Genomic DNA, 23,727 nt, shown 5'->3' on the forward strand with positions numbered 1-23,727 from the left:
GGGCGTCGCCGGGGCCGCCGAGGACCTCCTCCGCCGTGCTCACAGTCCGTACTCCTTCCAGCGCCGGTCCACCGTGGCGGCCGTGCCGGGGTCGGAGAGCACCATCCCCGGCCAGCCGCCGTCGCGCGTGTACCCCTCCTCGGGCCACTTCGCGGTCGCGTCGATCCCGGCCTTGCCGCCCCAGAACTGCTGGTACGAGGCGTGGTCCAGGTGGTCGACGGGGCCCTCGACGATGCTGAGGTCGCGGGCGTAGTCGGTGTTGCCGAGCGCGCGCCAGGCGACCTCGTGCAGGTCGTGCACATCGCAGTCGGAGTCCACGACGACGATCAGCTTGGTCAGCGACATCATGTGCGCGCCCCAGACCGCGTGCATCACCTTCTGCGCGTGCTTCGGGTACTTCTTGTCGATCGAGACGATCGCGCAGTTGTGGAAGCCGCCCGCCTCGGGCAGGTGGTAGTCCACGATGTCCGGCACGATGATCTTGAGCAGCGGCAGGAAGAAGCGCTCGGTGGCGCGGCCCAGCGGACCGTCCTCCATCGGCGGCCGGCCCACCACGGTCGACTGGAGCAGCGGCCGCTCGCGCATGGTGAGGCAGTCGATCCGCAGCGCCGGGAAGGGCTCCTGCGGGGTGTAGAAACCGGTGTGGTCGCCGAACGGCCCCTCCGGCAGCATCTCCCCGGGCTCCAGCCAGCCCTCGATGACCACCTCGGCCTGCGCGGGCACCTGGAGCGGCACCGTCTTGCAGTCGACCATCTCCACCCGCTTGTTCTGCAGGAACCCGGCGAAGAGGTACTCGTCGATGTCGCCCGGCAGCGGGGCCGTCGCCGCGTAGGTCACCGCGGGCGGGCAGCCGAAGGCGATCGCGACCGGCAGCTTCTCACCGCGCTTGGCGGCCACCTGGTAGTGGTTGCGGCTGTCCTTGTGGATCTGCCAGTGCATGCCGATGGTGCGGCGGTCGTGGCGCTGGAGCCGGTAGAGGCCGAGGTTGCGGATGCCGGTGTCCGGATCCTTGGTGTGGGTGAGCCCGAGGTTGAAGAAGGAGCCGCCGTCCTCGGGCCAGGTGAACAGCGCGGGCAGCCGCTCCAGGTCCACCTCGTCCCCGCGCAGCACGACCTCCTGCACGGGCGCGTCCCTCACCTTCTTCGGCGGTACGTGCGCCATCCGGCCGAGCTTGCCGAAGGCCTCCCGTACGCCGACGAAGCCCTGCGGCAGCTCCGGCTTCAGCAGCCCGCCGATCTTCTCCGCGATCTCGTCGTACGAGGTCAGCCCGAGCGACTTGAGCATCCGCCGGTCGGTGCCGAAGACGTTCATCGCCAGCGGCATCGCCGAGCCCTTGACGTTCTCGAAGAGGAGGGCGGGGCCGCCGGACTTCTGCACCCGGTCGACGATCTCCCCGACCTCCAGATACGGGTCCACCTCGGCCTTGATGCGCTTGAGGTCGCCGTCCCGCTCCAGGGCCCGGAGCAGCGAGCGAAGATCGTCGTAAGCCATGGGGCCCAGTATCCGGCACCGGCTACCCTGAGCCCGTCACCGGGGCCCGCTCCCCGCCGCACCGTCTCCTGCTGGGGGAAAGCACCACCATGCTCAGGTATCTGCCGTTCCTGCTGGTCCTGGCGCTGTGGATCTACGCCTTCATCGACTGCCTCAACACCCCCGAGGAGGAGGTCAAGCACCTCCCGAAGGTGGTCTGGGTCATCATCGTGCTCCTCTTCGGCGAGGTGCTGATCGGCCCGGTCGCCTGGCTCGTCGCGGGCAAGGCGCGCCGCTCCGCCGGAGCCGGGGGCGCGAACACCCCCTGGAACCGGGGCGGCTCCCGGGGCGGCTGGGTCGCCCCCGACGACAACCCCGACTTCCTGCACGGGCTGAAGAAGGACGGGCCCGCGCGAGCGGCGGACGAGGACGGCCCCGCGGACCCGGACACGGCTGCCCCGGACAGGGACGAGGCCCTCCTGAAGGACTGGGAGGCCGACCTGCGCCGCCGCGAGGAGGAGCTGAAGCGGCGCGAGTCCGCGGACCGGCCGGAGGGGGAGGGCCGCAGGTCGGAGGACGAGTCCTGACAGCGGGCCCGACGATCTGACAGCAGGGGGAGCACGGTGGACTGGGGGACCCTCGTCGCGACGGCCAGCGGCGGCCTGCTCGCCGTGACCGGCACGGTGCTGGCCGACTACCTGCGCCACCACCACGAGGACGACCGCGGTCTGGAGGAGCGCCGCCGCGCCCTCTACCTCGACTTCATCGCCGCCGCCGGGGCCTGCCACACCCGCCTCCGCGAGATCGCCCAGCACCCGGCCACCACCGCCGACCGCGACACCGACTCCCGGGCCGCCCTCAACGACACGGGCATCTACGAGGCCCGCGAACGCCTCTACATCGACGCGACGACCGCCGTGGCGGGCGCCGGGCAGTCCCTCTTCGAGCACCTGCGCGCCCTGCAGCGCGCGGTGGCGGGCGGCGCCGCCCAGGACTCGGCCGCCTTCCACGAGGCCTACCACCCGTACCTGGACAGCGTCTGGCGCTACCGGGTCGCCGTACGCCGGGAGTTGGAGGGCCGCTCGCTGACACCCGCCGCCTTCGGCTGGCAGAGCTGGGACGGCCGGGACCGCTGCCCGAGCTGCCGGGAGCGTGCGGCGGAGCCCGGACTCGGCGGCGGCCCGGCCGGGTAGCCTCCCGGCATGCCGGACACCGCACCCGAACCCCTCCTCCACCTCACCGAACGCTCCCTGTGGGAGGCCGCGAAGGCGAGCGGCACCTACGAGTGGTCCACCCGGGGCAGGACCCTCGCCGAAGTCGGCTTCATCCACTGCTCCGCCCGCCACCAACTCCCGCGCGTGGCGGCCTTCTTGTACGGCTCCTACCAGGGCCCCGACGAACTCGTCGTCCTGGTCGTCGACCCGACCCGCCTCACCGCCCCCATCCGCCACGAACCGGGCTCCCCCGACTCCGAGGAGACCTTTCCGCATGTGTACGGGGCGATCGAGGTGGGGGCCGTGGTGGGGGTGGAGCGGTGGGAGGGGTGAAGAGGGTGGTCGCGGCGGACAGGCTGCGAGGTACGGGGTCAGCCGTTCGAGGTTGACGCCATGACGGTGGATCTTTGGCCATTGTGGGAACGGAAGTAGTGCACGTACCTGCGAGTACGAGAGAGTGTCAGAGCTATGGAGAACACTCACTTACACAAGGCACCGTTCGCTGGGGGCAGACGATGACAGTGGTTGAGCAGTGGACGACCGATCATGAAGACGAGTCCGTCATCGTTGTCTCCGAAGACGAGTTCCGGGAGGCCGCAGCACGGGCGCTAGCCGACCTGGGCCTGACCTACGCGGACCTGGAAGAGCAGGCGGAACGCAGAGACTTCTCCTCGGCTCAGGCACACGCCCTCTGGGTATCCATCGGCGGCACGGTTGACCTTTGAGCTTGGGCGTCAGGCTCGTGACTTCGCCAGGGATCTGCAATACACACTGAACGCCACGATCTGCAGCGATGTACGCATCGTGGCTGTCCAGCGACCGTCACGGACGCTGGACGTCTTCACTGTGGGTTCAGGCCTCTCTCGTCAGAACCTGACGCAACCAGAGGGTTTCCCCGTCCGGATCGACAAAAAGGCCCCTCGGCTGTGGATGAACCTCAGCTACCAGGTGCACTTGGATCATGAGCAGAAATACCTAACGGTAAGTAAGTCGTACTGTGGCATCTTCTCCGACGCGGATCTGAAGACGGCCCTCTGCCACTTCGATTTCGAGCGCGAGAAGGAGCAGTACACGGCCGCGCACCTCCAGGTCTACGGACAGTCCGCGGCGTTGCAGGCCCTGAACAGAGACGGCGACCGCAAGAGATCGCTGGACAAGATCCACTTTCCAGTCGGCGGCAAGCGTTTCCGGCCGAGCCTGGAGGACGTCATCGAGTTTCTCGTCAACGAGCGGCTGGCTGAGCCCCGGGAGGGCTGGGAGCAGGTGGTCGAGGAGGGCCGGAACCGATTCCATCGCAGCCAGTTGCGTGCAGCGATGCGACGTGACACGGCACTCGTCGAGGAATTCATGCGGGAGCAACAGCAACAGTCGTAGAGACGCTTACGTGGCGCGGTCGGCAGCCTGCTGGCCGCGCCCCTCGCCAGCTCCCGCTCCGGACCGCCCTTTGAGTAGGGGGCGCCTCACCCTCGTCACGGCACGCGATGACGCGGAGGGGTGAGCACCCCCCGGTACCACCCGGCGTACTCCGCCAGCCGAACCGCCGTGCCCGGGCCGGGAGTTGTGCCCGCCGCCTGCCAGACCTCGGTGCGGTACCAGCGGTCCTCGGTGAGCATCCGGGCCTGGTGGGCGGTGACGCGGCCGGGGGTGTCCCGCACCCGGTCGAGGTACTCCTCGGCGGTCAGGGAAGCGGTGGGTGCCGCCAGGCCCAGGTGGCGGGTGAGCAGGGCCGCGAACTCGTGCAGCGGGACGGGGTCCGGGTGCGCGGCGTGCTGGATGCCGGGGGTCGAGTCGTCGGGGCTCAGGGCGAGTTCGGCGAGGAGGGCGGCGAGGTCGTCCACCGCGACGAAGGAGAGCAGGGCGCGTCCCTCGGCGGGGAGGGCGGGAACGCGGTGCAGGAGTTCGGCGAGGGCGGGGACCACCCACTTGTCGCCGGGGCCCAGCACGAAGGGGGCGCGCAGGACGGTGCCGCCCGCGGCGAGTACGGCCTCCTCGGCGGCGAGGCGGCTGCGGCTGGTCGGGGAGGTCGGCGCGGGCGGAAGCTCCTCCGCGCCGAGGCCCCGGTGCGGGCCCGGGCCGTAGACGGCGGTGGTGCTGACGTACAGGACGCGGCGCACCCCGGCGCGCTCGGCCGCGGTGAGCAGGTCCCGGGTGCCCTGCGCGTTGACCGCCTCGCAGGCGGCGGCGTCGCCGCCCACGTACGAGGCGCAGTGCACCAGGGTGTCGGCGCCCTCGCAGGCGGCGCGCAGCGAGGCGGCGTCGGTGAGGTCACCGGCGCAGAACTCGACGCCGGGCTGCCAGCCGCGGCTGCCGGGATCGGGGAACTGCCGTACGAGCGCGGTGAGATGACCCGGCCGCGGGGGTCGTGCTTCGGCACGCGGGGCCGGGATCACGGGCTGCGGGTGGGGCAGTCCCCGGGCGGGCGCGGCCGGAGTCCCCGGATCAGGGCGACCGGGCACGTACGCCGCCCCGTTGAGGCGCTCGGCCAGCACCCGCAGTACCGCCGAGCCGATGAAACCGGTGGCTCCGGTGAGGAGGAGGCGTCCGCGGGTGGTCATCGGGGCGGGGCGGGGCGGTGGGGGAATTCGGGTTCCGCGTCCTGGATGCGCAGGAGGCCGCGGGCGACCGTCTCCTCGTCCTGGGTCAGGGTCACCGCGACGGGTATCTGCCCGTGCGGTACGGGATGGGTCGACTCGGGGTCCTGGGGCATCAGTTGGCGGGCGGTGAGATAGCAGGGGCGGTCGAGTTCGACGTACTTGCTGAACTCGGCGCTGACGTAGGGCGCGAGGGCGTGCTCGAAGCCGGTGGCGAGCTGGGCGGCCTGCCGCATCGCCTCCAGGATGCCGCGGCCGGGGACGTGGTCGCTCTGGCTGTCGAAGATGACCGGGTGGGCCGGGTCGGCGCGCAGCAGCAGGGTGCCGGGGCGGCCGGAGGCGGCGAGCATCACGTCCCCCGGCTCGGCGCCGGTCAGCCCGTGCGGCACGGGCGAGGGCACCTCGATCTGGACGGAGTCGGCGCGGCCGGGGCGCAGCCGCCGATAGGCCGCGGGCGAGACGCAGTTGGCGGCGGCGCCGCCGCGGCCGACCAGGATGCCCTCGCAGTACAGCTCGACCTCGACCCGGATCACGGCCAGCCGCTTGCCGCGCATCTTGATCTCGCGGGCGTGCACGGCGGCCGTGGCCGGGGCGCCGAGCGCGGCGACGACCGGGTGGTCCGGCACCTCGTAGTGCAGGTCCCACAGGAGGAACTGGTTGTCCAGCGGGGCGTGGTAAGCGGCGTGGGCGAGGGCGGTGCCGGCCTGGCGGATCGTCTCGGCGATCAGCATCGGGTTCTGCCTGCCGCGCACCGGGCGGAACAGGGCGTGCGTCTGGGGCCAGCGGACGGCGAAGTGGTAGCTGTCGGTGCCCACTTGGCGGAAGTGGGTGAGGAGGACGTCCGCATCGTCGGCGCGGTGGACGATCTGGCGCGGAACGGAGGTGACATCCGGGGAGTCCACGGCGAAGTGACGCTGGGCGGCGTGAACGGGCTGACCGGATGCGGCGACGATCAAGCTCATCTGATTCTCCCCCCTTGCGTGAGAAGCGGGGCGCCTCTCGTGTGGCGACGATATCAAAAAAACCACCGGACCGGTTTGTTTGGGTCTCAAACATTCTTTGTCATCTTCGGCCGCGATTCGAGGCGGCCGAGATAACGGACAGAACGGCGAATTACCAGAGATTTCGGCCCGGTGACGCCGGTAACGCGGGTGCCGAAGCACAGCTCACACGACCCTCGGGGCGCTCGGCAATCGCTGGCTGGAACCCTTTACCCGGCAAAGAGGGGAATCCCCTGCCCGCACAAAACAAACCGGTGCTCACGTAGACTGGACAGATCGTCACCCCCTTGATGATTACCCGGTACGAAGCGGGTGAACGCGAGCAACGTCCGGAGGCAAACGAATGGCGAAGCAGGCGCGTGCCGTGCAGACGCGGCGCTCGATCGTGGAAGCCGCCGCGAGCGTCTTCGACGACTACGGCTACGAACGCGCCGCCATCTCCGAGATACTGCGCCGGGCGAACGTCACCAAGGGTGCCCTCTACTTCCATTTCCAGTCCAAGGAAGCCATCGCCCAGGCGATCATGGACGAGCAGACGGCGACCGTCGACTTCACCTCGCACGAGCGCGCGGGCGGCTCCCCGCTCCAGGCACTCGTCGACGGCGGCCAGCAGTTCGCGTACGCCCTGCGGCACGATCCGATGGCGCGGGCCGGCACCCGGCTCTCCATAGAAGGCGTCTTCTTCGGGGGGCCGCACCCCTGGGGCGACTGGTTCGACACCACCGCCCACCTCCTGAAGGAGGGCAAGGCGCGCGGCGAGGTGCTGCCGCATGTGGACCCGGAGACCACGGCCGAGCTGATCGTCTCCTCGTTCACCGGGATCCAGCTGATCTCCGAGTCGGTCACCAAGCGTGCCGATCTGCGGGAGCGCGTCGCCCAGTTGTGGCGGCACCTGCTGCCCGGCATCGCCAACCCCGCGGTCATCTCCTGGATCAAGACCGAGGGCACCCTCCCACTGGAGGAGCTGGCGGCGCTGGAGGAGGAGAAGGAGCGCGACTCGGCCCCGGCCGAGCGCGGCACGGGCGGTGGCATCGATGCCGCCGCCGGGGCCCCGGGCGCCGGGGACCTCAACCACATCGACCGCGTCGGCTGAAGCAGCCGCACCCGCGCCCGCGGCCTCGGGCACCTCGCCCAACGCGCGGGTCCCGTACGCCAGTTCGCGCACCGCGAGCACTTCGCGCACCGCGAGCACTTCGGATTCCGCGGTCGCGTCCCCTCCGGCCGTGTCCCCTGCGATCGCTCGCCGTGCGCTCGCCGCCGCGCCCCCTGTACGCGGCGGGAGCGCACCGGCCGGCCGGAGCGTGAAGGATCCGCTCCCTGGGAACTCACCTTTCCCGCACGGCAGTCGAGGGCGTCCCGAGAGGGCATGGCGTGTTCGCCGCGGACTTCTCGCACCGCGTTCATGCCCTCCCCTCCCTGACTCCCCCGGCCATGGCCCCTGAGGGCACGGCTCCGGCCGTCCAGTGGGCTGAGCATAAAACCGGGTGCCTGGTTTATCAATCGTCTGCATTTGTGACCTCGCCCGCTTCCTTCGCACGGTTCGCGCCAGGAACCACGGGGGTTCACGCCAGAAAACAGCGGATGGGCCGCACAGTTGACGGACCGGTCGGTCTGTTTTTAGGCTGTGAGGTGTCAGAGTCAGGTTCGGCGGCTGCCATGGCCGTGGCCGAACCGTGCGTATCTCCACGTACCCATCGCGCGGACGCGGTGGCGAGCCAAGCATCGGGGCGGTGTGAAGTGGCACTTCAGGAACGAGCCGAGAGAACCAGGGCGAAGCTGATCCAGGCCGCGGCGACCGTCTTCGACGAGGTCGGCTACCAGCGGGCCACCCTGATGACCATCAGCGAACAGGCAAAGGTGACCAAGGGCGGGCTGTCCTTCCACTTCACCACCAAGGCCGAACTGGGCCGCGCCGTCCAGGCCGAGGCCAGTTCGCTCTCGGCGGCGGTCCTGGAGGACCTGGCCGAGCGGCAGGGCCCCGCCCTGGAGATCGTGGTCGAAATGACGCACGCGCTGGCCGAGTTGCTCACCGCGGACGTGGTGGTGCGCGCGGGGACCCGCCTGGCCCAGGAGTTCGAGAGCCCCCAGGACCCTGCCCTCAACGCGCAGGTCTACTGGCTCAGCACCCTGCACCGGATGCTCAACCGCGCGGTCGCGGACGGCAGTCTGGCCCCCGGCACCGATGTGCGGGCGGCGACCGCGCTGATCATGTCGGTGACCATGGGCGCCGAGCGGCTGACCAGCACCCCGTACCAGTGGGCCGCGCTCGGGCGCCCGGAGGTACCGGCGGAGAGCACCCAGCAGTGGATGTCCCGGATGTGGCGGGTGCTGCGCCCGACGCTGGCGGCCGCCCCCGGCCCCCGGCACAGCGCCGCTGCCGCGGTCGGCTCCCCGCTCCCCTCCGGGGGCTCCCCGCTCAGCAGCGTGCCCCCGCCCGGACTGCCCGCGGGCACGAACGGCACCGTACGGCAGCTGGTCCCCGGCCGCCTGCGCGGCTGAGCGCCGCACCCCAGTCCTCCCCCCACGGAAGAGGCCGGCCCCGCACACCGCGTGCGGGGACCGGCCTCCGTGCTGTGCCCCCGCGAGGAGGGCCCGCGGGCTCAGACGCCCGCGTAGGAGTGCTTGCCGCTGACGAAGATGTTGACGCCGTAGTAGTTGAACAGCCAGCAGGCGAAGGCGAGCAGGGCGATGTAGGCGGCCTTGCGGCCCTTCCAGCCGGCGGTGGCGCGGGCGTGCAGATAGCAGGCGTACGCGATCCAGGTGATGAAGGACCAGGTCTCCTTGGGGTCCCAGCCCCAGTAGCGGCCCCAGGCGTCGCCCGCCCAGATGGCGCCCGCGATGATCGTGAAGGTCCACAGCGGGAAGACGGCGGCGTTGACGCGGTAGGAGAACTTGTCCAGCGAGGCCGAGGCGGGCAGCCGCTCCAGGACCGAGGTGGCGAAGCGGCCGGGCTGACCGCCGCGCTCCAGCTTCTTCTCGTAGGAGTCGCGGAAGAGGAAGAGGGCCGTGGCCATCGCGCCGACGTAGAAGACCGCGCCGCAGAAGATCGCGGTGGAGACGTGGATCCAGAGCCAGTACGAGTGCAGGGCCGGGACCAGCTGGTCGCTCTCGGTGTAGAGGACCGTGACGGCGAGACCGAGGTCGAGCAGGACGGTGGTGACCAGGATCAGGCCGAGCCAGCGGACGTTCTTCCGCAGCGCGAGCAGGCCGAGGTAGACGCCGATCGCGACCGTGGAGAAGGTGATGTTGAACTCGTACATGTTGCCCCACGGCGCGCGCTGCACGGAGAGCGCGCGGGTGAGGACGCCGGCCGCGGCGATCAGGAAGGCGAGCGTGGTGAGCGAGACGGCGATGCGGCCGTAGAGGTCGCCCTGCTCGTCGCCGCCCGCGGCGCCGGGGCCGTCGGGGACGTCCGAGGCACCGGCCGCGGACCGGGTCACGACCTTCGGCCGCTCCAGGACCGCGGTGCCGCCGCCCTGCTGCTCGACCCGCACGGCGGGCGCCGCCGCGGTGGCGGCCTCCCCGGTGGCGGTGAGGGCGGCCGCGGTCCGGCCGACCTTGCTCCGGCTGCCGAAGATCCACTCGGCCAGGTGCGCGAAGAAGGCCAGCGTGTAGACGGCCATCGCGGAGTAGATCAGGACATTGCTGATCTGCGCGAGGTTCTCGTTGTTGGCGACGGCGAGGGTCACTTCTCAGCCCCTTCGGCGGGTACGAGGTCGGGGTCGGCGCCGGCCGCGGCGGTCGGCGGGGTGGCGGCGGAGGTCTCGGGCTCCGGCTCGCCGACGGTCGGTACGCGGGTGTGGAGCGCGCCGGAGAGCTGGCCCAGCTCCTCGCCGAGCCGGGCGGACTCGCTGCGGCCGAGGCCCGCCATCTCGACGACGGTCACGCCGTCCTCACCGGTGCGGGCGCGCACCCAGACGCGGCGGCGCTGGATGAAGAGCGAACCGCTGAGCCCGGCGATGGCGGCGACCGCCCCGCCGAGCGCCCAGCCGTTGCCGGGCTGCTGGGAGACCTGGAAGGTGGCCCACTCCTTGATCTCCTTCTCGAAGGTGATCGAGCCCGCGCCGTTCGGCAGCTTCATGGTCTCGCCGGGCACCAGCCGCTTCTTGAGCAGCTCGCCCTTGGCGTCCTTGAACTTCGCCATCTTCCGGGTGTCCAGCTGGTAGACGTTCTGCGGGATGCCGGAGTCCACGCCGAGGCTGCCGTGGTAGGCGGAGAGCGCGAGGACGGGGAAGTCCAGGGCGGGGAACTGGGAGAACATCTGGCCCTTGCCCGCGCCCGCGAAGGTCGGCACGAAGAAGGCGTTGAAGCCGAGCTGCTCCTTCTTGCCCTTGCCGTCCTTGTATCCGTCGAGGACCTTGACGGCGCCGGTCGAGGTCTGGTTGGAGTCGATCGGCAGCAGCGGCACGGCCTGGCTGTAGACCTTCTCGCCGCGCCCGTCGCGCACCGTGATCACCGGGGCGTAGCCGTGGCCGACCAGGTAGACCTTGGAACCGTCGACGTTGAGCGGCTTGTTGACCTCGATGGACTTCTTCTTCGGGGGGCCGTCGGCGCCCTCGCGGTAGGTGATGTCGGCGCGGTAGGTGCGCGGGGTGCCGGTGTTGGGGCCGCTGCGCTCGTAGGTGCCGACGAAGTTGTCCAGGTCGAAGCTGAACGGGGCCAGGTCCTCGGGGTCGTAGAGGCTGCCGGACTTGAAGTCGTCGTACTGCGGCAGGGTGTTGGCGAAGCCGTCGCCCTCGATGATCAGCTTGCCGCCCTCGGACTTGAAGAGCTGGCCGCAGGCGAAGGCGATGAGCAGCACGATCAGCGAGAGATGGAAGACGAGGTTGCCCGCCTCCCGCAGATACCCCTTCTCCGCGGCGATCGCGTCCCCGCTCGCGTGCACCCGGAACCGCCGCCGCCCGAGCAGGGCCCGCGCCTCGGCACGGACCTCCTCCTCACCGGCCGCGGTGCGCCAGGTGGTGTACGCGGGCAGCCGGGTCAGCCGCTTGGGGGCGCCCGGCGGGCGGCTGCGCAGCTGGCCGACGAACTGCCAGGAGCGCGGCACGATGCAGCCGACCAGGGAGACGAAGAGCAGGATGTAGATCGCGGAGAACCACACCGAGCTGTAGACGTCGAAGAGCTGGACCTTCTCGTAGAGCGGCCCGAGGGTGGTGTGGGTGCGCTGGAACTCCTCGACCTTCAGCTCGTCGGCGCCGGTCTGCGGGATCAGCGAGCCGGGGATGGCCGCGAGCGAGAGCAGCAGGAGCAGCAGCAGCGCCACCCGCATCGAGGTGAGCTGGCGCCAGAACCAGCGCACCCAGCCGATCACCCCGAGCGCGGGCAGCTGGGCGAGGCTCTCCTCCCGGGGCGCGGTGGACAGCTGGGCACCGGCGGCGCCGAGTTCCGGTTCGCTCTCCGGGCGGGCGTCCTCGGGGCGGGACGGCGCGGTGTCCGGCGCCTCGGACTCGCCCGGGGCGCTGGTCCCCGTCGGGGCAGAAGACTTGCTCATCGAATCTCAGATCCCCACCGTGAAGCCGTTGGACCAGACCTGCATCTCCTGCACGACGCGCCCCCAGGCGCCGGTGAGCAGCAGCAGTCCGGTCGCGATCATCATGCCGCCGCCGATGCGCATCACCCAGGCGTAGTGCCGCTTGACCCAGCCGAAGGCGCCCAGTGCCTTGCGGAAGGCGACCGCGGCGGCGACGAAGGGCAGGCCGAGTCCCAGGCAGTAGGCGACCATCAGTATGGCCCCCCGCCACGCGCTCCCCTGCTCGGCGGCGAGCAGGTTCACCGAGGTGAGGGTCGGGCCGAGGCAGGGCGTCCAGCCGATGCCGAAGAGCGCGCCGAGCACCGGGGCACCGGCGAGCCCGGTCACCGGCTTCTTGTGGAAGCGGAACTCGCGCTGGGTGAGCCAGGGCATCAGCCCCATGAAGAAGATCCCCATCAGCACCATCAGCACGCCGAGGATCTTCGACAGCGGCCCCTGGTACTCCTGCAGCGTGGCGCCGAAGTAGCCGAAGAGGGCGCCGCCGGAGACGAAGACCGCGGTGAAGCCGAGCACGAACAGGCCCGCGCCGCCGACCATCCGGCCGCGCCGGGCCTCCGCGAGGTCGGTGCCGCTGACCCCGGTGACGTACGAGAGGTAGCCGGGGACCAGGGGCAGCACGCACGGGGAGAAGAAGGAGACGAGCCCGCCGATGACGGCGATCGGCAGCGCGAGCAGCAGGGCTCCGCTGTAGACCGTCTGGTTCATGGTGCCGGCGGCGAGGGTGTCCACGGAATCACTTCTCGGCGATCAGGGGGTCGAGCATCTTCTGCAGATCCTCCCCGCTGAGAGGCTGCAGCGAGCGGGCGGCCACCCGCCCCTTCCGGTCGAGGACGAGCGTGGAGGGGATGGCCTGCGGGTTGAGGGTGCCCTTGGGGAAGCGCAGCATCAGCCTGCCCGCCGGGTCGTACAGGCTCGGGTAGGGGACGCCGAAGTTCTCCTCGAAGCGCTTGGCCGGACCGGTGCCGGTGTCCCGGGTGTTGAGGCCGACGAACTCCACGCCCTTCGGCTCGGTGGCCTTGGCGACCTTCACGAAGCCGGGGGCCTCGGCGCGGCAGGGCGGGCACCAGGAGCCCCAGACATTGAGGACGACGAGCTTGCCGCGCAGGTCCGCGAGGTCGAGCGGCTTGCCCTGGAGGGTCTTGCCGCTGATCTCGGGGCCCGGCTTGCGGTCCGCGCTCTTGACCGTGGAGATGCCGTCCTTGCTGGTGACGAAGTTGGTGTTGCCGGAGCCGCCGGAGGTGCCGCCGGCCCCGCAGGCGGCCAGCGCGAGCGCGGCGGCCGCCGTCAGCGCGCCGAGGCGGACGGCACGACGAACGGTTGCAGCGGGGCGGGAATCGCGGCTGGCGGCACTCATGTGAAAAGTTTCGCATGCCGGATCAGGGGATCTTGGCCGCCCCCCGCCTGTACGGATTTTCCCATTTCAGCGGGGGTTTGGGCGGGGTGCGGGGCCGGTCTCCGGCGGGGCGGCTCAGCCCGCGCTCTCCTGGGTGCCCTGCCCGGAGGAGTCCGGGGCGCCCTGCCCGGAGGAGCCCTCGGCCTCCTTGGCGAATCCGCTCCATCCCGCAGCCGGGGCCTGACCGACGTCGAGGCCCTGGAGCTGTTCGAGCACCGCGGGCTTCTGCACATCGAGCCAGTCGGTGAACTGCCGGAAGGAGACGAGGCGCACGTCCTTCTTCCCGCTCTTCTCGCCCGTGCGCACGATCCGCTTCAGCGCCTCCTCGACGGCGTCCATGTAGATCCCGCCGTTCCAGGCCTCGAAGTGGTTGCCGATGAACAGGGGCGCACGGTTGGACTCGTAGGCGCGGGTGAATCCCGCCACATAGGCCTCGGTCGCCTGGGTGCGCCAGCCCGGGTAGTTGTGGGCGGGGGCCTGGGTGGAGTTCTTGGACTGGTTGGCGAGGATGTTGTAGTCCATCGACAGGACCTCGAAGCTGTGCCCGGGGAAGGGGACCGCCTGCAGCGGCAGGTCCCAGACGCCGCTCTTCTTGCGCGGCCAGCGCTGGAGGCCGCCGGGCGAGGAGGCGTCGTAGCGCCAGCCCAGTTCGCGGGCGGTCGGCAGCAGGTTCTCCTGGCCGAGCAGGCAGGGGGTGCGGCCGCCGACGAGTTCCTTCTCGTAGTCGAAGGGCAGCGGGTCGAGGTCCTCGAAGCCGGTGTGGGTGCGCCACTTGGTCACGAAGGACTTCGCCTGGGATATCTCGTCGCGCCACTGGGCCCCGGTCCAGTTGCCGACCGAGCCGGTGCCGCCGCAGAAGTGCCCGTTGAAGTGGGTGCCTATCTCGTGGCCCTCCAGCCAGGCGCGGCGCAGGTTGGTCAGGGTGTCCCTGATGTGCGCGTCGGTGAGGTAGCCGATGTCGGAGGCGCCGACCGGATTGTTCGGCGGGCGGTACAGGCGCTTCTTCGACTCGGGCAGCACATAGAGCCCGGAGAGGAAGAAGGTCATCGCGGCGCCGTGCTCCTTGGCCAGGTCCAGGAAGCGGGGGAAGAGCCCGTTGCCGACCTCGCCCGCGCCGTCCCAGGAGAAGACCACGAACTGCGGCGGCGTCTCGCCCGGTTCGAGCGGCTTCGGCGTCTCGGGCTGGTGCGGCTGGCGCCCGGTGTACGCGGTCGAGCCGTCGCCGATCAGCTGCGGATCGCGGACCGAGGCGGGGGGCCGCCCCTCGGGCCGGGTCCGGCCGGGTCCGCCGCTGCCGCCCTTGTCGTGGCTGAGGGTGCCGCACCCGGTGAGCCCGAGCGCCGCCGCCGCGGCCCCCGCTCCCAGTACGCCCCTGCGGCTGACCCCGCCTATGCCGCTCATCTCCGGCCCCGCCTCTCTCTGGTCGTCTGCTGCGTCCCCGGCGGCTGCCGGGCACTGTGTGAGAGGCCGCTCAGGGCGCGGAGGTTGCGCCGGATTGCTGTGTTCAATGCCCTTTGCAGCCTTGTGCTGTGCTGTGAACCCCTCTGCACCGATTCGCCACGTTCCGTTCCCCATCCGCTACGGGGAGCGAGCGCGAACGGGCAGCAGGGCCCGGCCCCCGAGGGGCACCACGCGGGGCTCAGGGTCACCGGAAGGCGCGAGGAGCCACACGCGTCACTGACAACGACGGCAACGGCGCACGCATGGTTCCCTTTCAGGCCGTGCGTGCGCCGTGTGCGCGGGCTTGTGCGCCCCCATGTCGTACGTGTCGTACTTGCTCGCGCGTTCCGCCGTGTCCGGCGAGGCGTCCGGAGCGCGCGCGGGCACGAACGGGCCCCCGGGGCCGCTCCGGACGGAAGTCCCTTACGCCCCGTACGCCTTGCTCTCGCCCTTCACCGGCTTGGCGCCCGCCAGGAGGTGGGCCGGGACCAGATCGCGGGCGGGCTCGCTGTAGCCGACCGAGACGAGCCGGTCGCCCTCGAAGGTGAAGCGGGTGAGGGAGGCGAGGGTGCACTCCCGCTTGCGCGGGTCGTGCCAGAGCCTGCGGTTCTCCAGGTGGCTGCGGAGCGTCCAGATCGGCAACTGGTGGCTCACGCACACCGCTTCGTGCCCCCGGGCCGCGTCCCGCGCCGCCTCGACGGCGGCGAGCATCCGCTCGGCCTGCTCGGTGTACGGCTCGCCCCAGGACGGGCGGAAGGGGTTGACCAGGTGCTTCCAGTTGGCGGGGCGGCGCAGCGCACCGTCCCCGACGCCGAAGGTCTTGCCCTGGAAGACGTTCTCCGCCTCGATCAGCCGCGGGTCGGTGGCCAGCTCCAGGTCGTGGCTCCCGGCGATCGGCGCCGCCGTCTCCTGCGCCCGCTCCAGCGGGGAGGCGACGACGTACGTGATGTCGCGCGGCGCCAGGTGCTCGGCGACCCGGTCGGCCATCCGGCGGCCGAGTTCGGAGAGGTGGTAGCCGTCGAGGCGGCCGTAGAGGACGCCCTCCGGGTTGTGCACCTCACCGTGCCGCATCACATGGACGACGGTCCGCTCCCCACTCACTGCCTCACCGCTCCCCTGCCGTTCCCCGCCCGTGCGCTCTTGCTGCCGCCCGCTCATCCGGTGGCCTCCGCGGCCGCGCGGGCGGCGGCCGGGAGCGCGGCGGCGACGCGCTCCACGGCGCGGTCGTCGTGCGCGGTCGAGACGAACCAGGACTCGAAGGCGGAGGGCGGCAGATAGACGCCCTGCGCCAGCATCGAGTGGAAGAAGGCGGTGAAGCGGAAGCCCTCCTGGGACTTGGCGTCCGCGAAGTCGTACACCGGCCGCTCGGTGAAGAAGACCGAGAACATATTGGACGCGGACTGCACCCGGTGCGCCACGCCCTCCTTGCTCAGCGCCTCGGTGACCAGCGAGCGGATCCGCTCCGAGGCCGCGTCCACCTTCTGGTACGCCGCCTCGTCGAGCAGCCGCAGCTGGGCGAGGCCCGCCGCGGTCGCCACCGGGTTCCCGGAGAGGGTGCCGGCCTGGTAGACGGGGCCCGCGGGGGCGAGGTGGGCCATCACCTCCGCCCGGCCGCCGAAGGCCGCCGCGGGGAAGCCGCCGCCCATCACCTTGCCGAAGGTCATCAGGTCCGGCACCACACCGTCGACGCCGAACCAGCCCGCCCTCGACGTACGGAAGCCGGTCATCACCTCGTCCGAGACGAAGAGCGCGCCGTCGGCGGCGCACAGCTCCTTCAGCCCGGCGTTGAAACCGTCCTTCGGCGGGACCACGCCCATGTTGCCGGGCGAGGCCTCGGTGATCACACAGGCGATCTCGCCGGGGTGCGCGGCGAAGGCGGCGCGTACCGCCTCCAGGTCGTTGTACGGCAGCACCAGGGTGTCGCCGGCCTGGGCGCCGGTCACCCCCGGGGTGTCCGGCAGCGCGAAGGTGGCGACCCCCGAACCGGCCGCGGCGAGCAGGGCGTCGACATGGCCGTGGTAGCAGCCCGCGAACTTGACCACCTTGCTGCGCCCGGTGAAGCCGCGGGCGAGGCGGATGGCCGACATGGTCGCCTCGGTGCCGGAGGAGACCAGGCGCACCTGCTCGACCGGCGCGACCCGGGCGACGATCTCCTCGGCGAGCTCGACCTCGCCCTGCCCCGGCGTACCGAAGGAGGTGCCGCGCCCGACGGCCGCCTGCACCGCGGCGAGCACCTCCGGGTGCGAATGGCCGAGAATCATCGGCCCCCAGGAGCAGACCAGGTCGACGTACTCGCGCCCGTCCGCGTCCGTCAGGTAAGGACCCGTGCCCGAGACCATGAACCTCGGGGTGCCGCCGACCGCCCGGAAGGCGCGGACCGGCGAGTTCACGCCACCTGGGGTCACCTGCGCGGCCCGGTCGAAGAGCGCCGCGGACCGGGGCGCGTCCGCGGGGTAGGGCACGGTCTCCGCCGGGTGAACGGTGCCGTGGTCAATGTTCGCCTCTGCCATACCCCTCAGCGTACGGCCCGCGCGGTGGGCGCCCCGGCCCGGCCCGGGCGGGCGGCCGCGGGCCGGGGCGGGCGGGCCGCGGGGTGGCGGGAGCGGGAGCGGCGGGTGGCGAAAGGGGGGCGGCGGCGGAAATACGCTCCCGCAAGCGATCGGCCCCCTTCTTCCGTGGTCGCGGCGCGGGCACACCACCTACCATGGGCCGGGGTTCTCACGAGCACCTCCCGCATGCCGCCGCGTCCGGGCGCCCCACGCGCCCGCACCTCGCGGACAGGTGTGCCGCCGCACGTTTCGGCGGGCGGCCGTGGGGGAGGTCATTGACACGATGATCGGGCTGCGCGGTACTGCTGTGCATCCAGATGAGCAGTCGGGTGGAGATATGCATCGCGGTGGCGGACTGGGCGAGGGCACTGACGACCTCGGTCCCAGGCGTGCCCGGCGGGGCAGGCACCGCCGGGACACGCACGCGGCGGAGACGGACACGACCGGCGGCCAGTTGCCCGGCGAGCGGAGCGAGACGAGCGGAACGGTGCCGGAAAGCAGGAGTGGCCGGGTGGGGGTGACCTACAAGTACTTCGGCGCGCCCGACGGCGCGACCGCGGCCCGGGTCCCCATCTCGATGCGGCCGGACGAGCTCGGCGGTGACGAGCTGGGCATGGGCGGCATGTTCACCAAGATCAAACCCGAGACCATGGCCGCGATGGTCCTCACCGGCATCGAAGGCGTCCCCCTGCACCGCGTCCCCCCGCTCGAACTCGTCGTCCTCCACCCGGACTACGCCGTCGTCAAGCTCCCCATGACCGTCGTCGACCCGCTGCGCGGCATCGGCGAGGAATCGGTCGGCGCCGCCGCCTTCATCTGGTCCACGGTCCCCGACCGCGGCGGCCCCCGCGACGCCTTCGACGTCTACCAACTCCTCCACGAATGGCAGGACTTCAGCCACCGGCTGCATGAGGCGGGGCATCAGCCTTACTGTCTGGTGTGGCCGTGAGCTGAGGGTTCACCGGGGGCAGGCGAATCACCGGTAGTAGAGGCTTGGGGCCTCGTGCCCTCTTTCGTGCCGGAGAGAGTGCGTCAAGCAGCCAGGCACTGAAGGCACAGAGGTTTCGTCGAGGGTACGGACGTCCCCACAGTGTCTCCACCCAGACCGTCCAACGAACACGTGGTGTGGATCGCTCATCGTGCACGGATCTTGCCGAACACCGAGGTCCGCGTATCCCCCGAGGTGAAACCCGGGGGCACACGTCACGCCCACCGACGCTACGTAGAGCGGCTACGGCGGGGCATCTAGCCTGGCCGAGGCCGATTCTCACTCTCGATCTCATCTGGCGTCTGTGTCGGACCCGCAGGTCCTGATGTCTAGCTCCCGGCCTCGGAGCCCACACAGGCCACTGTCCCCACGGACTAATAGGACCATCGCTCGTCAATTCACCGCGGCACCGATGATGGCTTCACCGCGGTGTCAGCGCTCGCCCGGCATTGAGTTCGCGCGTAGAGGTGTGGAGATCACAGAGGCCAGGCGTTGTGCGGGTAGTCGAGCCAAGCGGATTGACCTTCGGCGGTGACGGTGAGCCCGAAGCGCTCGTGCGCGGGTTGGCCGTTCATGGTCCACCAGGTGCAGGCGGCTTCGACCTCGTCCCACAGGCGGCGACGGCCGGACTGCCAGACCTGGGTGGGTTGTTGGTCCTTGAAGAGGGCGCAGGCCGAGGAGCGGTCGGTGAGGCTGTACAGCCACACAGGTTGCCGCCCGTTCTCCGGTTCGGCCACGACGCGCACGCAGCGCGGCACGCGCAGCCCGAGCGTGAACTGCAAGGCGCTGAACGGGCCGCCGGGGAACTGCTGCTGGGTCAAGTGGCTCGTGTGTTCCTCGCGTTCGGCGTCGGCGGTGACGTAGTCCCGGTGGCGGACGGGCGGCTGGCGCTGCTCGCGCAGCTTCATGAACTCCACGGGGCCGGTGAACTTCCCCCCAGCACTGCCGCCACCCGCGCTCACCACGAGTTTCACCACCGCGTCCCCGTTTCCCCAGTGCGTCCCCCAGGGGGCGAGGATGACACCGCGGGGTGCGCACTGCTCGATCCAGGCGGCGGGGATCTCGCGTACCGCGCAGGTGGCGATGATCCGGTCGTACGGTGCGTGGTCCAGGTAGCCGAGGGCGCCGTCGGTGCACACCACCCGCACCGGGTGTCCGGCTTGGTGCAGCGCGGTGTGCGCGGTCTCGGTGACGGTGGCGTCGACTTCCAGGGTGGTGATGTTCCGGGCGCCCAGGCGGTGGGCGAGCAGGGCCGCGTTCCAGCCCGTCCCGGTCCCGATCTCCAGTACCTGGTCGGCTGCTCGGACGCCGAGGGAGCCGAGCATGGCGAAGACGACGCTGGGCATGGAGGCCGAGGACGTCGGCAGCGTTCCGGGCTCGCTTCCCGTGTGCTCGCCGTCGTCCCACTGGGTGACGATCGGGACGTCCGAGTCGGCGTAGTCCTGCCAGCGCTCGGGATCGACAGCGCGCGACACCGCGACACTCGTCCCTCGTTCCATGTCGAAGGGCCACACGGCCTCGGGCAGGAACAAGCTCCGGGGCACGGCGGCGAAGGAGGGCGCCCAGTCCGAGGTGAGGACGCCCGCACTCATGAGGGCACGCCCCAGCCCGACGTGGCTGGGGCGCGCCTGGCTGTGGGATGCCAACTCAGCAGTCCCTCTCGTACGGGGAGTCCTTCTTGGGCGGCATGGGAACGCCGGGCCCGCCGTCCGGGCTCGGAGGCGGAGGCGCCGGCCAGGGCTCGCCGGGGAGCGGGTCGCCGCCTCCACCGTGCTGCACGGGGCCGGGATGCGTCTGCGTCATGGTGCTGATCCTTCCGGTAAGTCGCCTACTGGGTATCCGGTAAGTCGCCTACTGGGTACGGGTGTTGTGGTTGGGGGCCGGGGTCGGTGGTGTCGGGTCGGGCTTGGGCTTCTTGCCGCCGCCCGGCTCGCCGTAGGCGGATTCGGTCGTGCGCATCGCGCTCCTTGTGCCCCGCCAAGGGCTGTTGGTGATGGGAGGGGCGGCTGCCCGGTGGGGTGGGCAGCGGCCCCGGGGCCCACTCCCGGGCCGCCCGGGCAGCTGCCCGGACAGGGTGGTCAAGCCCGGGAGCGGGGGTCAGAGCCTCACCTCGTGCCCGCGCCCTGGGCGTTCTCGTCGCCGAACGGGGCCAGCTTGCGCAGGAGTTCGGCCCACTCACGGGCGGTGGCGAGGTCGATCGTGCCGAGGCTGAGCAGGTAGTCCTGGCGACGGCAGTGGGAGCAGGGCTCGCGGATCTCGATGTCGTCCAGCGCGATGCCCAACTCGTCCAGCGCGTTGACCAGTTCCTGCCCGGCCGCGGCGGCTTCCTTCCGACCTTCCGGATCCCAGAACTCCAGATCGACCGCCGGCTCCTTCGGGCTCGGGACGTAGTGGGGGACGTAGTAATCCATGGGGAACCTCTTCAAGGCATCGGGCCGATATACGTACGGGTCTTGCGGTAGTCCCGCCTGTGCCACTCGGAGACTTGGCCGGTCGTGGAGTCCATACCGTGCTTGTTGATCTGGCGCCGGATCCTGCCGGTGAGGCACAGGCCCTCTTCACCGAGGCAGTACTTGTGGTCCAGAAAGTGCCCGGAGAAGCTGCTGTACGCGGTGTCTACGGGCTCCACGGGCTCTGCGGGCGCCGTCAAGAGGCCACCTCTCGGAAGTGGCAGCCGACGCAGGCGCGTGGGAACCAGTACGAATAGCCATCGGGGTGCGGCTGAGTGCCGAGGTCCACGAGGGACACGGAACCCGCGAGGGAGCCGCCTCCCCAGACGCACGCGGTGCCGCTCAGCTGGGCTTCGGACAGGTCGGCCACCGACGGCAGCGGACGTAAGGGTGCCGCAGTCTCGGCCATGTCTCGACTCCTGTAAGCGCTCGGTTGCTCTGCGTACCAAGATGCCGACAGGAAAGGGCCCTGGGTGACAAACCTCTTTGTCACCCAGGGCCATCGATTGACCGGGTGTTACACCCCAACCCAGCGCGCATAGTTGGCAAAGCTGTCCGGGAGGTTCCGGTAGTGACTCGCCAGCCCTTCAACCGTCTGCCGCACCACGGGCGAGTACCGCGCCTGCTGAGGGGCGGTGGCGCGCGCCTTGCGCAAGGTCGTCCACGCGTCGTCCGCATGACCCGACCACAGCTCCGCCCGGGCGACGTCGGCGTAGTGGTGCGCGATACGCGACGGGGGGAGGGTGTTCAACTGGGCACCGTGCGCCGCCCGCACGGCATCGTCGTAGGCGTCCATCTCGATGTGCGCCGAGACCCTGTGCAGCACGACGTTGGCGGGACCGAAGGAAGCCCACAGCACTTGCTCAGCCGGGCCCGTCTGTCCGGCGATCCGGTCGGCCTCCTGCAGGTGGCTGTTCGCATCGTCGGGCCTCTGGTCCCTCGCTGCCAGGATCGCGGCGCCCAGGTGGAGTTGGCCGGTGACGACATCGCGTTCCCGACTGGCTTCGGCCTGCTCGATCGTGGACAGCCCCAGCTGCACGAGCCGCTTGCCCGTGCGGTACTGCGCGGCTCGCAGGTACGCGAGGCCCCGAAGGTACTGGCGGAAGGCGCCCATCGAGGCGTCGCCCCCTCGCTGCGCTGCCCAGTCGACGCGGTCCAGGGCAGTGGTCGCGAGATCCGAGTACCCGAGCTTGGTGGCGATGTCGTAGGCGGTGCGGTATGCCGACGCCAGAGTGCCCCACGAGTCCGAGGAAGGGGCGAGGTGGGCCGCCGTCGTGGCCTCGTGGATCAACGCGGGCAACTCGCTCGCGGCCAGCTTGATGTTGGTCTTGCGCAACTCCGCGCACAGCCGTTCCGTCTCGGCGTGCAGGGCGCTACCGGGGCGAGGGCGCACCTCGGGGTCCGCCCCGAGGTCGTACACGTCCAGCGCTTCCCTGATCGGCTGGATCAGGCCGTCAAGTTGGTCTTGGCGCAGTTCGTCGATGTACGGCTGACCAGTGATCTCGGTCGTCGGCAAGGACAAGGCACGGGCGACCGCACCGATGAAAGCCGCACTGGCCGGAGCCCGGTTCTGCTCGACCGCCCGGACGAGCGATACCGATACGTGCGCCCGGTCGGCCAGGCCCTGTTGCGTGAGGTGGCGCAGTGCGCGCAGGCGCGCCACACGAGCGCCGGTGTGCTCGTCAGTGTGCTGAGGCATACCGAACTCCGTTCTGACTCGACACCAGAACGGTACCCCCGCCCGAAAACGGGGGAACGACGAAAGCCCCACCGCCCAAGGGCGGTGGGGCTTCATCACGCTCGGCGGTGATCGGCGGACCCGGTCGTCCTGGTGAGGGACGTACCCGGGCAAGTCCCCAGTCCAACAGGGTGTTGCGCGACCCGGCCCTGGAGTGTGGACTGCGGGCATGACGAAGCCGGTGCTCTACCTGATCGCCTGTGCGGCCGGCCCCGCACAGTACGTGGACGAGGGAGTCCGGGCAGCCCAGGAAGCCGGATGGGACGTATGCCTGGTGCTCACCCCCTCGGCCGCCCGGTGGTGGGAACCGCGCATGGCCGAGATGGCCGAGCTGACGGGCCACCCCGTGCGCTCCCAGTACAAGCTGCCCTGGGAGAAGGACGTGCTGCCGAAGGCGAGCGCGATGCTGATGGCGCCCATGTCGAGCACCACCCTGAACAAATGGGGCGCGGGAATCTCGGACACCCTGGCCATCGGGCTGGCCTCGGAAGCCGTGCACCTGGGCGTACCGGTGGCCGCGATGCCGTACTTCAACCAGGCCCAGGGAGCACAACCCGCCGTCGCCCGGTCGCTGGCGGTTCTTCGGGAACAAGGCGTGCTGGTGCTCGACGGATCGCAGGGCTACGAGGCGCATCCGCCCAAGCAAGGTGACCCGCGGGGCTTTCCCTGGGCTCGGGCGGTGGGGGCGCTGGGAAAGTTCCTCGGCAACCGCGATCGGTGAGCTGCCACGGCGGCGCTCCTAGGCAGGCGCTCCTCCCAGAAGAGGTGTCTCCCGCGCGTAACAACGCATGCCCACTGTCGCACGCACCCGGTGGGCGCCGGTTACCTCAGCCAGTGACGGTGTCCCCCACCCGAGCGGGCAGACCCCACCAGTCCTCCAACCCGCCCTGGAGAAGCCGGTGCAGGTGGTCCTCTCCTTCGGCGAAGAGGACATCCCGCAAACAGGCGCATCCGGTCAGGTCTCGGCGATGGACTACGCAGAGGCAGATCCCCGTGATCTGCAAACCGCGGGCAGCCGCCGACAGGTGACCGCCGCCAGGCAACGGGATTCTCCGAGCCAGTTCCTGTGCGAAGACGCGCTCGATCCGCGGTCTGCCCAGTAACCCGAAGAGACCTCCGGCCGCTCGCCCGATGGCATCGTGCAACTGATCCTTGCCCTGAAGAATCTGCCGGGCCAGGAGGGCGAGATCGTCGCATCCCCTCCTGCGGTGCCGCTTCACCAGCGCCCGCCATGTCTCCTCGGAGGCATAGGCTGTGGCCCGTTCGACGATGACCGCAGCGCCGCCGCGTTCCATCACGTCCCAGCACACCTGCGTCGCTTGCTGCACCCTCCGGTTCTCTCGGCTGACCGCTGCCGAGGGAG

The 23,727-nt window shown here is 70.8% G+C and carries 24 protein-coding genes; 9 read left to right on the forward strand and 15 right to left on the reverse strand.

What is annotated here, in order from left to right; genetic code table 11:
* Positions 1-39 precede the first annotated feature (39 nt).
* The gene (locus MID12_RS11740) at positions 40-1,491 is read right to left on the reverse strand and encodes a menaquinone biosynthesis decarboxylase (protein ID WP_263166753.1); all 1,452 of its coding nucleotides are present in this window, start codon (positions 1,489-1,491) and stop codon (positions 40-42) included.
* Positions 1,492-1,580: 89 nt separating this feature from the next.
* Here MID12_RS11740 and MID12_RS11745 point away from each other — a divergent pair, with 89 nt between their 5' ends.
* The 5 genes from MID12_RS11745 (at position 1,581) to MID12_RS11765 (ending at position 4,058) form a co-directional block, all read left to right on the forward strand.
* Positions 1,581-2,057: a PLD nuclease N-terminal domain-containing protein gene (locus tag MID12_RS11745; RefSeq protein WP_263166756.1), complete on the forward strand. Its 477-nt coding sequence runs from the start codon at positions 1,581-1,583 to the stop codon at positions 2,055-2,057.
* Positions 2,058-2,093: 36 nt separating this feature from the next.
* A complete protein-coding gene (locus MID12_RS11750) occupies positions 2,094-2,663 on the forward strand; it encodes a CchlQ (RefSeq protein WP_263166758.1) in 570 nt (189 codons plus the stop codon).
* Positions 2,664-2,672: 9 nt separating this feature from the next.
* Positions 2,673-3,017 (forward strand): DUF952 domain-containing protein, encoded by a 345-nt coding sequence (locus MID12_RS11755; protein WP_040249714.1) that lies wholly within the window; start codon positions 2,673-2,675, stop codon positions 3,015-3,017.
* Positions 3,018-3,199: 182 nt separating this feature from the next.
* A complete protein-coding gene (locus tag MID12_RS11760) occupies positions 3,200-3,409 on the forward strand; it encodes a hypothetical protein (protein WP_168542543.1) in 210 nt (69 codons plus the stop codon).
* Complete coding sequence (locus MID12_RS11765; RefSeq protein WP_263166764.1) at positions 3,399-4,058, forward strand: hypothetical protein; 660 nt, start codon at positions 3,399-3,401, stop codon at positions 4,056-4,058. Before MID12_RS11760 ends, MID12_RS11765 begins: the two co-directional genes overlap by 11 nt.
* A gap of 95 nt (positions 4,059-4,153) precedes the next feature.
* On the opposite strand, the gene MID12_RS11770 is transcribed toward MID12_RS11765, so the two are convergent.
* Positions 4,154-5,239, reverse strand: coding sequence for an NAD-dependent epimerase/dehydratase family protein (locus MID12_RS11770; protein ID WP_263166766.1), 1,086 nt, complete (start codon positions 5,237-5,239; stop codon positions 4,154-4,156).
* The gene (locus MID12_RS11775; protein ID WP_052482272.1) at positions 5,236-6,237 is read right to left on the reverse strand and encodes a ScbA/BarX family gamma-butyrolactone biosynthesis protein; all 1,002 of its coding nucleotides are present in this window, start codon (positions 6,235-6,237) and stop codon (positions 5,236-5,238) included. The genes MID12_RS11770 and MID12_RS11775 overlap by 4 nt, the downstream gene beginning before the upstream one ends.
* 382 nt (positions 6,238-6,619) lie before the next feature.
* Here MID12_RS11775 and MID12_RS11780 point away from each other — a divergent pair, with 382 nt between their 5' ends.
* Together MID12_RS11780 and MID12_RS11785 are read left to right on the forward strand one after the other, a co-directional pair.
* Positions 6,620-7,369: a ScbR family autoregulator-binding transcription factor gene (locus MID12_RS11780; RefSeq protein WP_078844908.1), complete on the forward strand. Its 750-nt coding sequence runs from the start codon at positions 6,620-6,622 to the stop codon at positions 7,367-7,369.
* Between the two features lie 644 nt (positions 7,370-8,013).
* Positions 8,014-8,775 (forward strand): ScbR family autoregulator-binding transcription factor, encoded by a 762-nt coding sequence (locus tag MID12_RS11785; RefSeq protein ID WP_052482273.1) that lies wholly within the window; start codon positions 8,014-8,016, stop codon positions 8,773-8,775.
* Between the two features lie 101 nt (positions 8,776-8,876).
* Here the strand turns inward: MID12_RS11785 and ccsB are convergent, their stop codons facing one another.
* The 7 genes from ccsB to hemL all read right to left on the reverse strand — a co-directional run bounded on the left by ccsB (position 8,877) and on the right by hemL (position 17,149).
* The gene (gene ccsB / locus MID12_RS11790) at positions 8,877-9,965 is read right to left on the reverse strand and encodes a c-type cytochrome biogenesis protein CcsB (protein WP_040249727.1); all 1,089 of its coding nucleotides are present in this window, start codon (positions 9,963-9,965) and stop codon (positions 8,877-8,879) included.
* Positions 9,962-11,767 (reverse strand): cytochrome c biogenesis protein ResB, encoded by a 1,806-nt coding sequence (locus tag MID12_RS11795; protein WP_040249730.1) that lies wholly within the window; start codon positions 11,765-11,767, stop codon positions 9,962-9,964. The genes ccsB and MID12_RS11795 overlap by 4 nt, the downstream gene beginning before the upstream one ends.
* A gap of 6 nt (positions 11,768-11,773) precedes the next feature.
* On the reverse strand, positions 11,774-12,511 hold the full coding sequence (locus MID12_RS11800) for a cytochrome c biogenesis CcdA family protein (RefSeq protein WP_040256913.1): 738 nt from the start codon (positions 12,509-12,511) through the stop codon (positions 11,774-11,776).
* A 28-nt stretch (positions 12,512-12,539) separates the two neighbouring features.
* The gene (locus MID12_RS11805; protein ID WP_040249733.1) at positions 12,540-13,160 is read right to left on the reverse strand and encodes a TlpA family protein disulfide reductase; all 621 of its coding nucleotides are present in this window, start codon (positions 13,158-13,160) and stop codon (positions 12,540-12,542) included.
* 114 nt (positions 13,161-13,274) lie between these two features.
* On the reverse strand, positions 13,275-14,600 hold the full coding sequence (locus tag MID12_RS11810) for a hypothetical protein (protein WP_263166772.1): 1,326 nt from the start codon (positions 14,598-14,600) through the stop codon (positions 13,275-13,277).
* 462 nt (positions 14,601-15,062) lie between these two features.
* Positions 15,063-15,710, reverse strand: coding sequence for a histidine phosphatase family protein (locus MID12_RS11815; protein ID WP_052483124.1), 648 nt, complete (start codon positions 15,708-15,710; stop codon positions 15,063-15,065).
* Between the two features lie 83 nt (positions 15,711-15,793).
* On the reverse strand, positions 15,794-17,149 hold the full coding sequence (hemL, locus tag MID12_RS11820) for a glutamate-1-semialdehyde 2,1-aminomutase (protein WP_263166773.1): 1,356 nt from the start codon (positions 17,147-17,149) through the stop codon (positions 15,794-15,796).
* Between the two features lie 376 nt (positions 17,150-17,525).
* Between hemL and MID12_RS11825 the strand changes: the two genes are divergently transcribed.
* Positions 17,526-18,137 carry a hypothetical protein gene (locus tag MID12_RS11825; RefSeq protein WP_078844911.1) on the forward strand — a complete coding sequence of 204 codons (612 nt, stop codon included), beginning with the start codon at positions 17,526-17,528 and terminating at the stop codon, positions 18,135-18,137.
* 515 nt (positions 18,138-18,652) lie between these two features.
* Here the strand turns inward: MID12_RS11825 and MID12_RS11830 are convergent.
* The 4 genes from MID12_RS11830 to MID12_RS11845 form a co-directional block, all read right to left on the reverse strand.
* Positions 18,653-19,768 carry a methyltransferase domain-containing protein gene (locus tag MID12_RS11830; protein ID WP_263166776.1) on the reverse strand — a complete coding sequence of 372 codons (1,116 nt, stop codon included), beginning with the start codon at positions 19,766-19,768 and terminating at the stop codon, positions 18,653-18,655.
* Between the two features lie 513 nt (positions 19,769-20,281).
* Positions 20,282-20,587 carry a hypothetical protein gene (locus MID12_RS11835; protein ID WP_263166778.1) on the reverse strand — a complete coding sequence of 102 codons (306 nt, stop codon included), beginning with the start codon at positions 20,585-20,587 and terminating at the stop codon, positions 20,282-20,284.
* Between the two features lie 11 nt (positions 20,588-20,598).
* A complete protein-coding gene (locus MID12_RS11840) occupies positions 20,599-20,826 on the reverse strand; it encodes a hypothetical protein (protein WP_263166779.1) in 228 nt (75 codons plus the stop codon).
* A 317-nt stretch (positions 20,827-21,143) separates the two neighbouring features.
* Positions 21,144-22,325: a helix-turn-helix domain-containing protein gene (locus MID12_RS11845; protein WP_263166781.1), complete on the reverse strand. Its 1,182-nt coding sequence runs from the start codon at positions 22,323-22,325 to the stop codon at positions 21,144-21,146.
* 208 nt (positions 22,326-22,533) lie between these two features.
* On the opposite strand from MID12_RS11845, the gene MID12_RS11850 reads away from it, so the two are divergent.
* Complete coding sequence (locus MID12_RS11850; protein WP_263166783.1) at positions 22,534-23,085, forward strand: flavoprotein; 552 nt, start codon at positions 22,534-22,536, stop codon at positions 23,083-23,085.
* Positions 23,086-23,191: 106 nt separating this feature from the next.
* On the opposite strand, the gene MID12_RS11855 is transcribed toward MID12_RS11850, so the two are convergent.
* Entirely contained in the window at positions 23,192-23,692 is a 501-nt protein-coding gene (locus tag MID12_RS11855; protein ID WP_263166785.1) for a hypothetical protein, read from the reverse strand.
* Positions 23,693-23,727 lie beyond the last annotated feature (35 nt).

Origin of the sequence: Streptomyces sp. SCSIO ZS0520 (assembly GCF_025643355.1) — a bacterium.
GTDB lineage: Bacteria > Actinomycetota > Actinomycetes > Streptomycetales > Streptomycetaceae > Streptomyces > Streptomyces physcomitrii.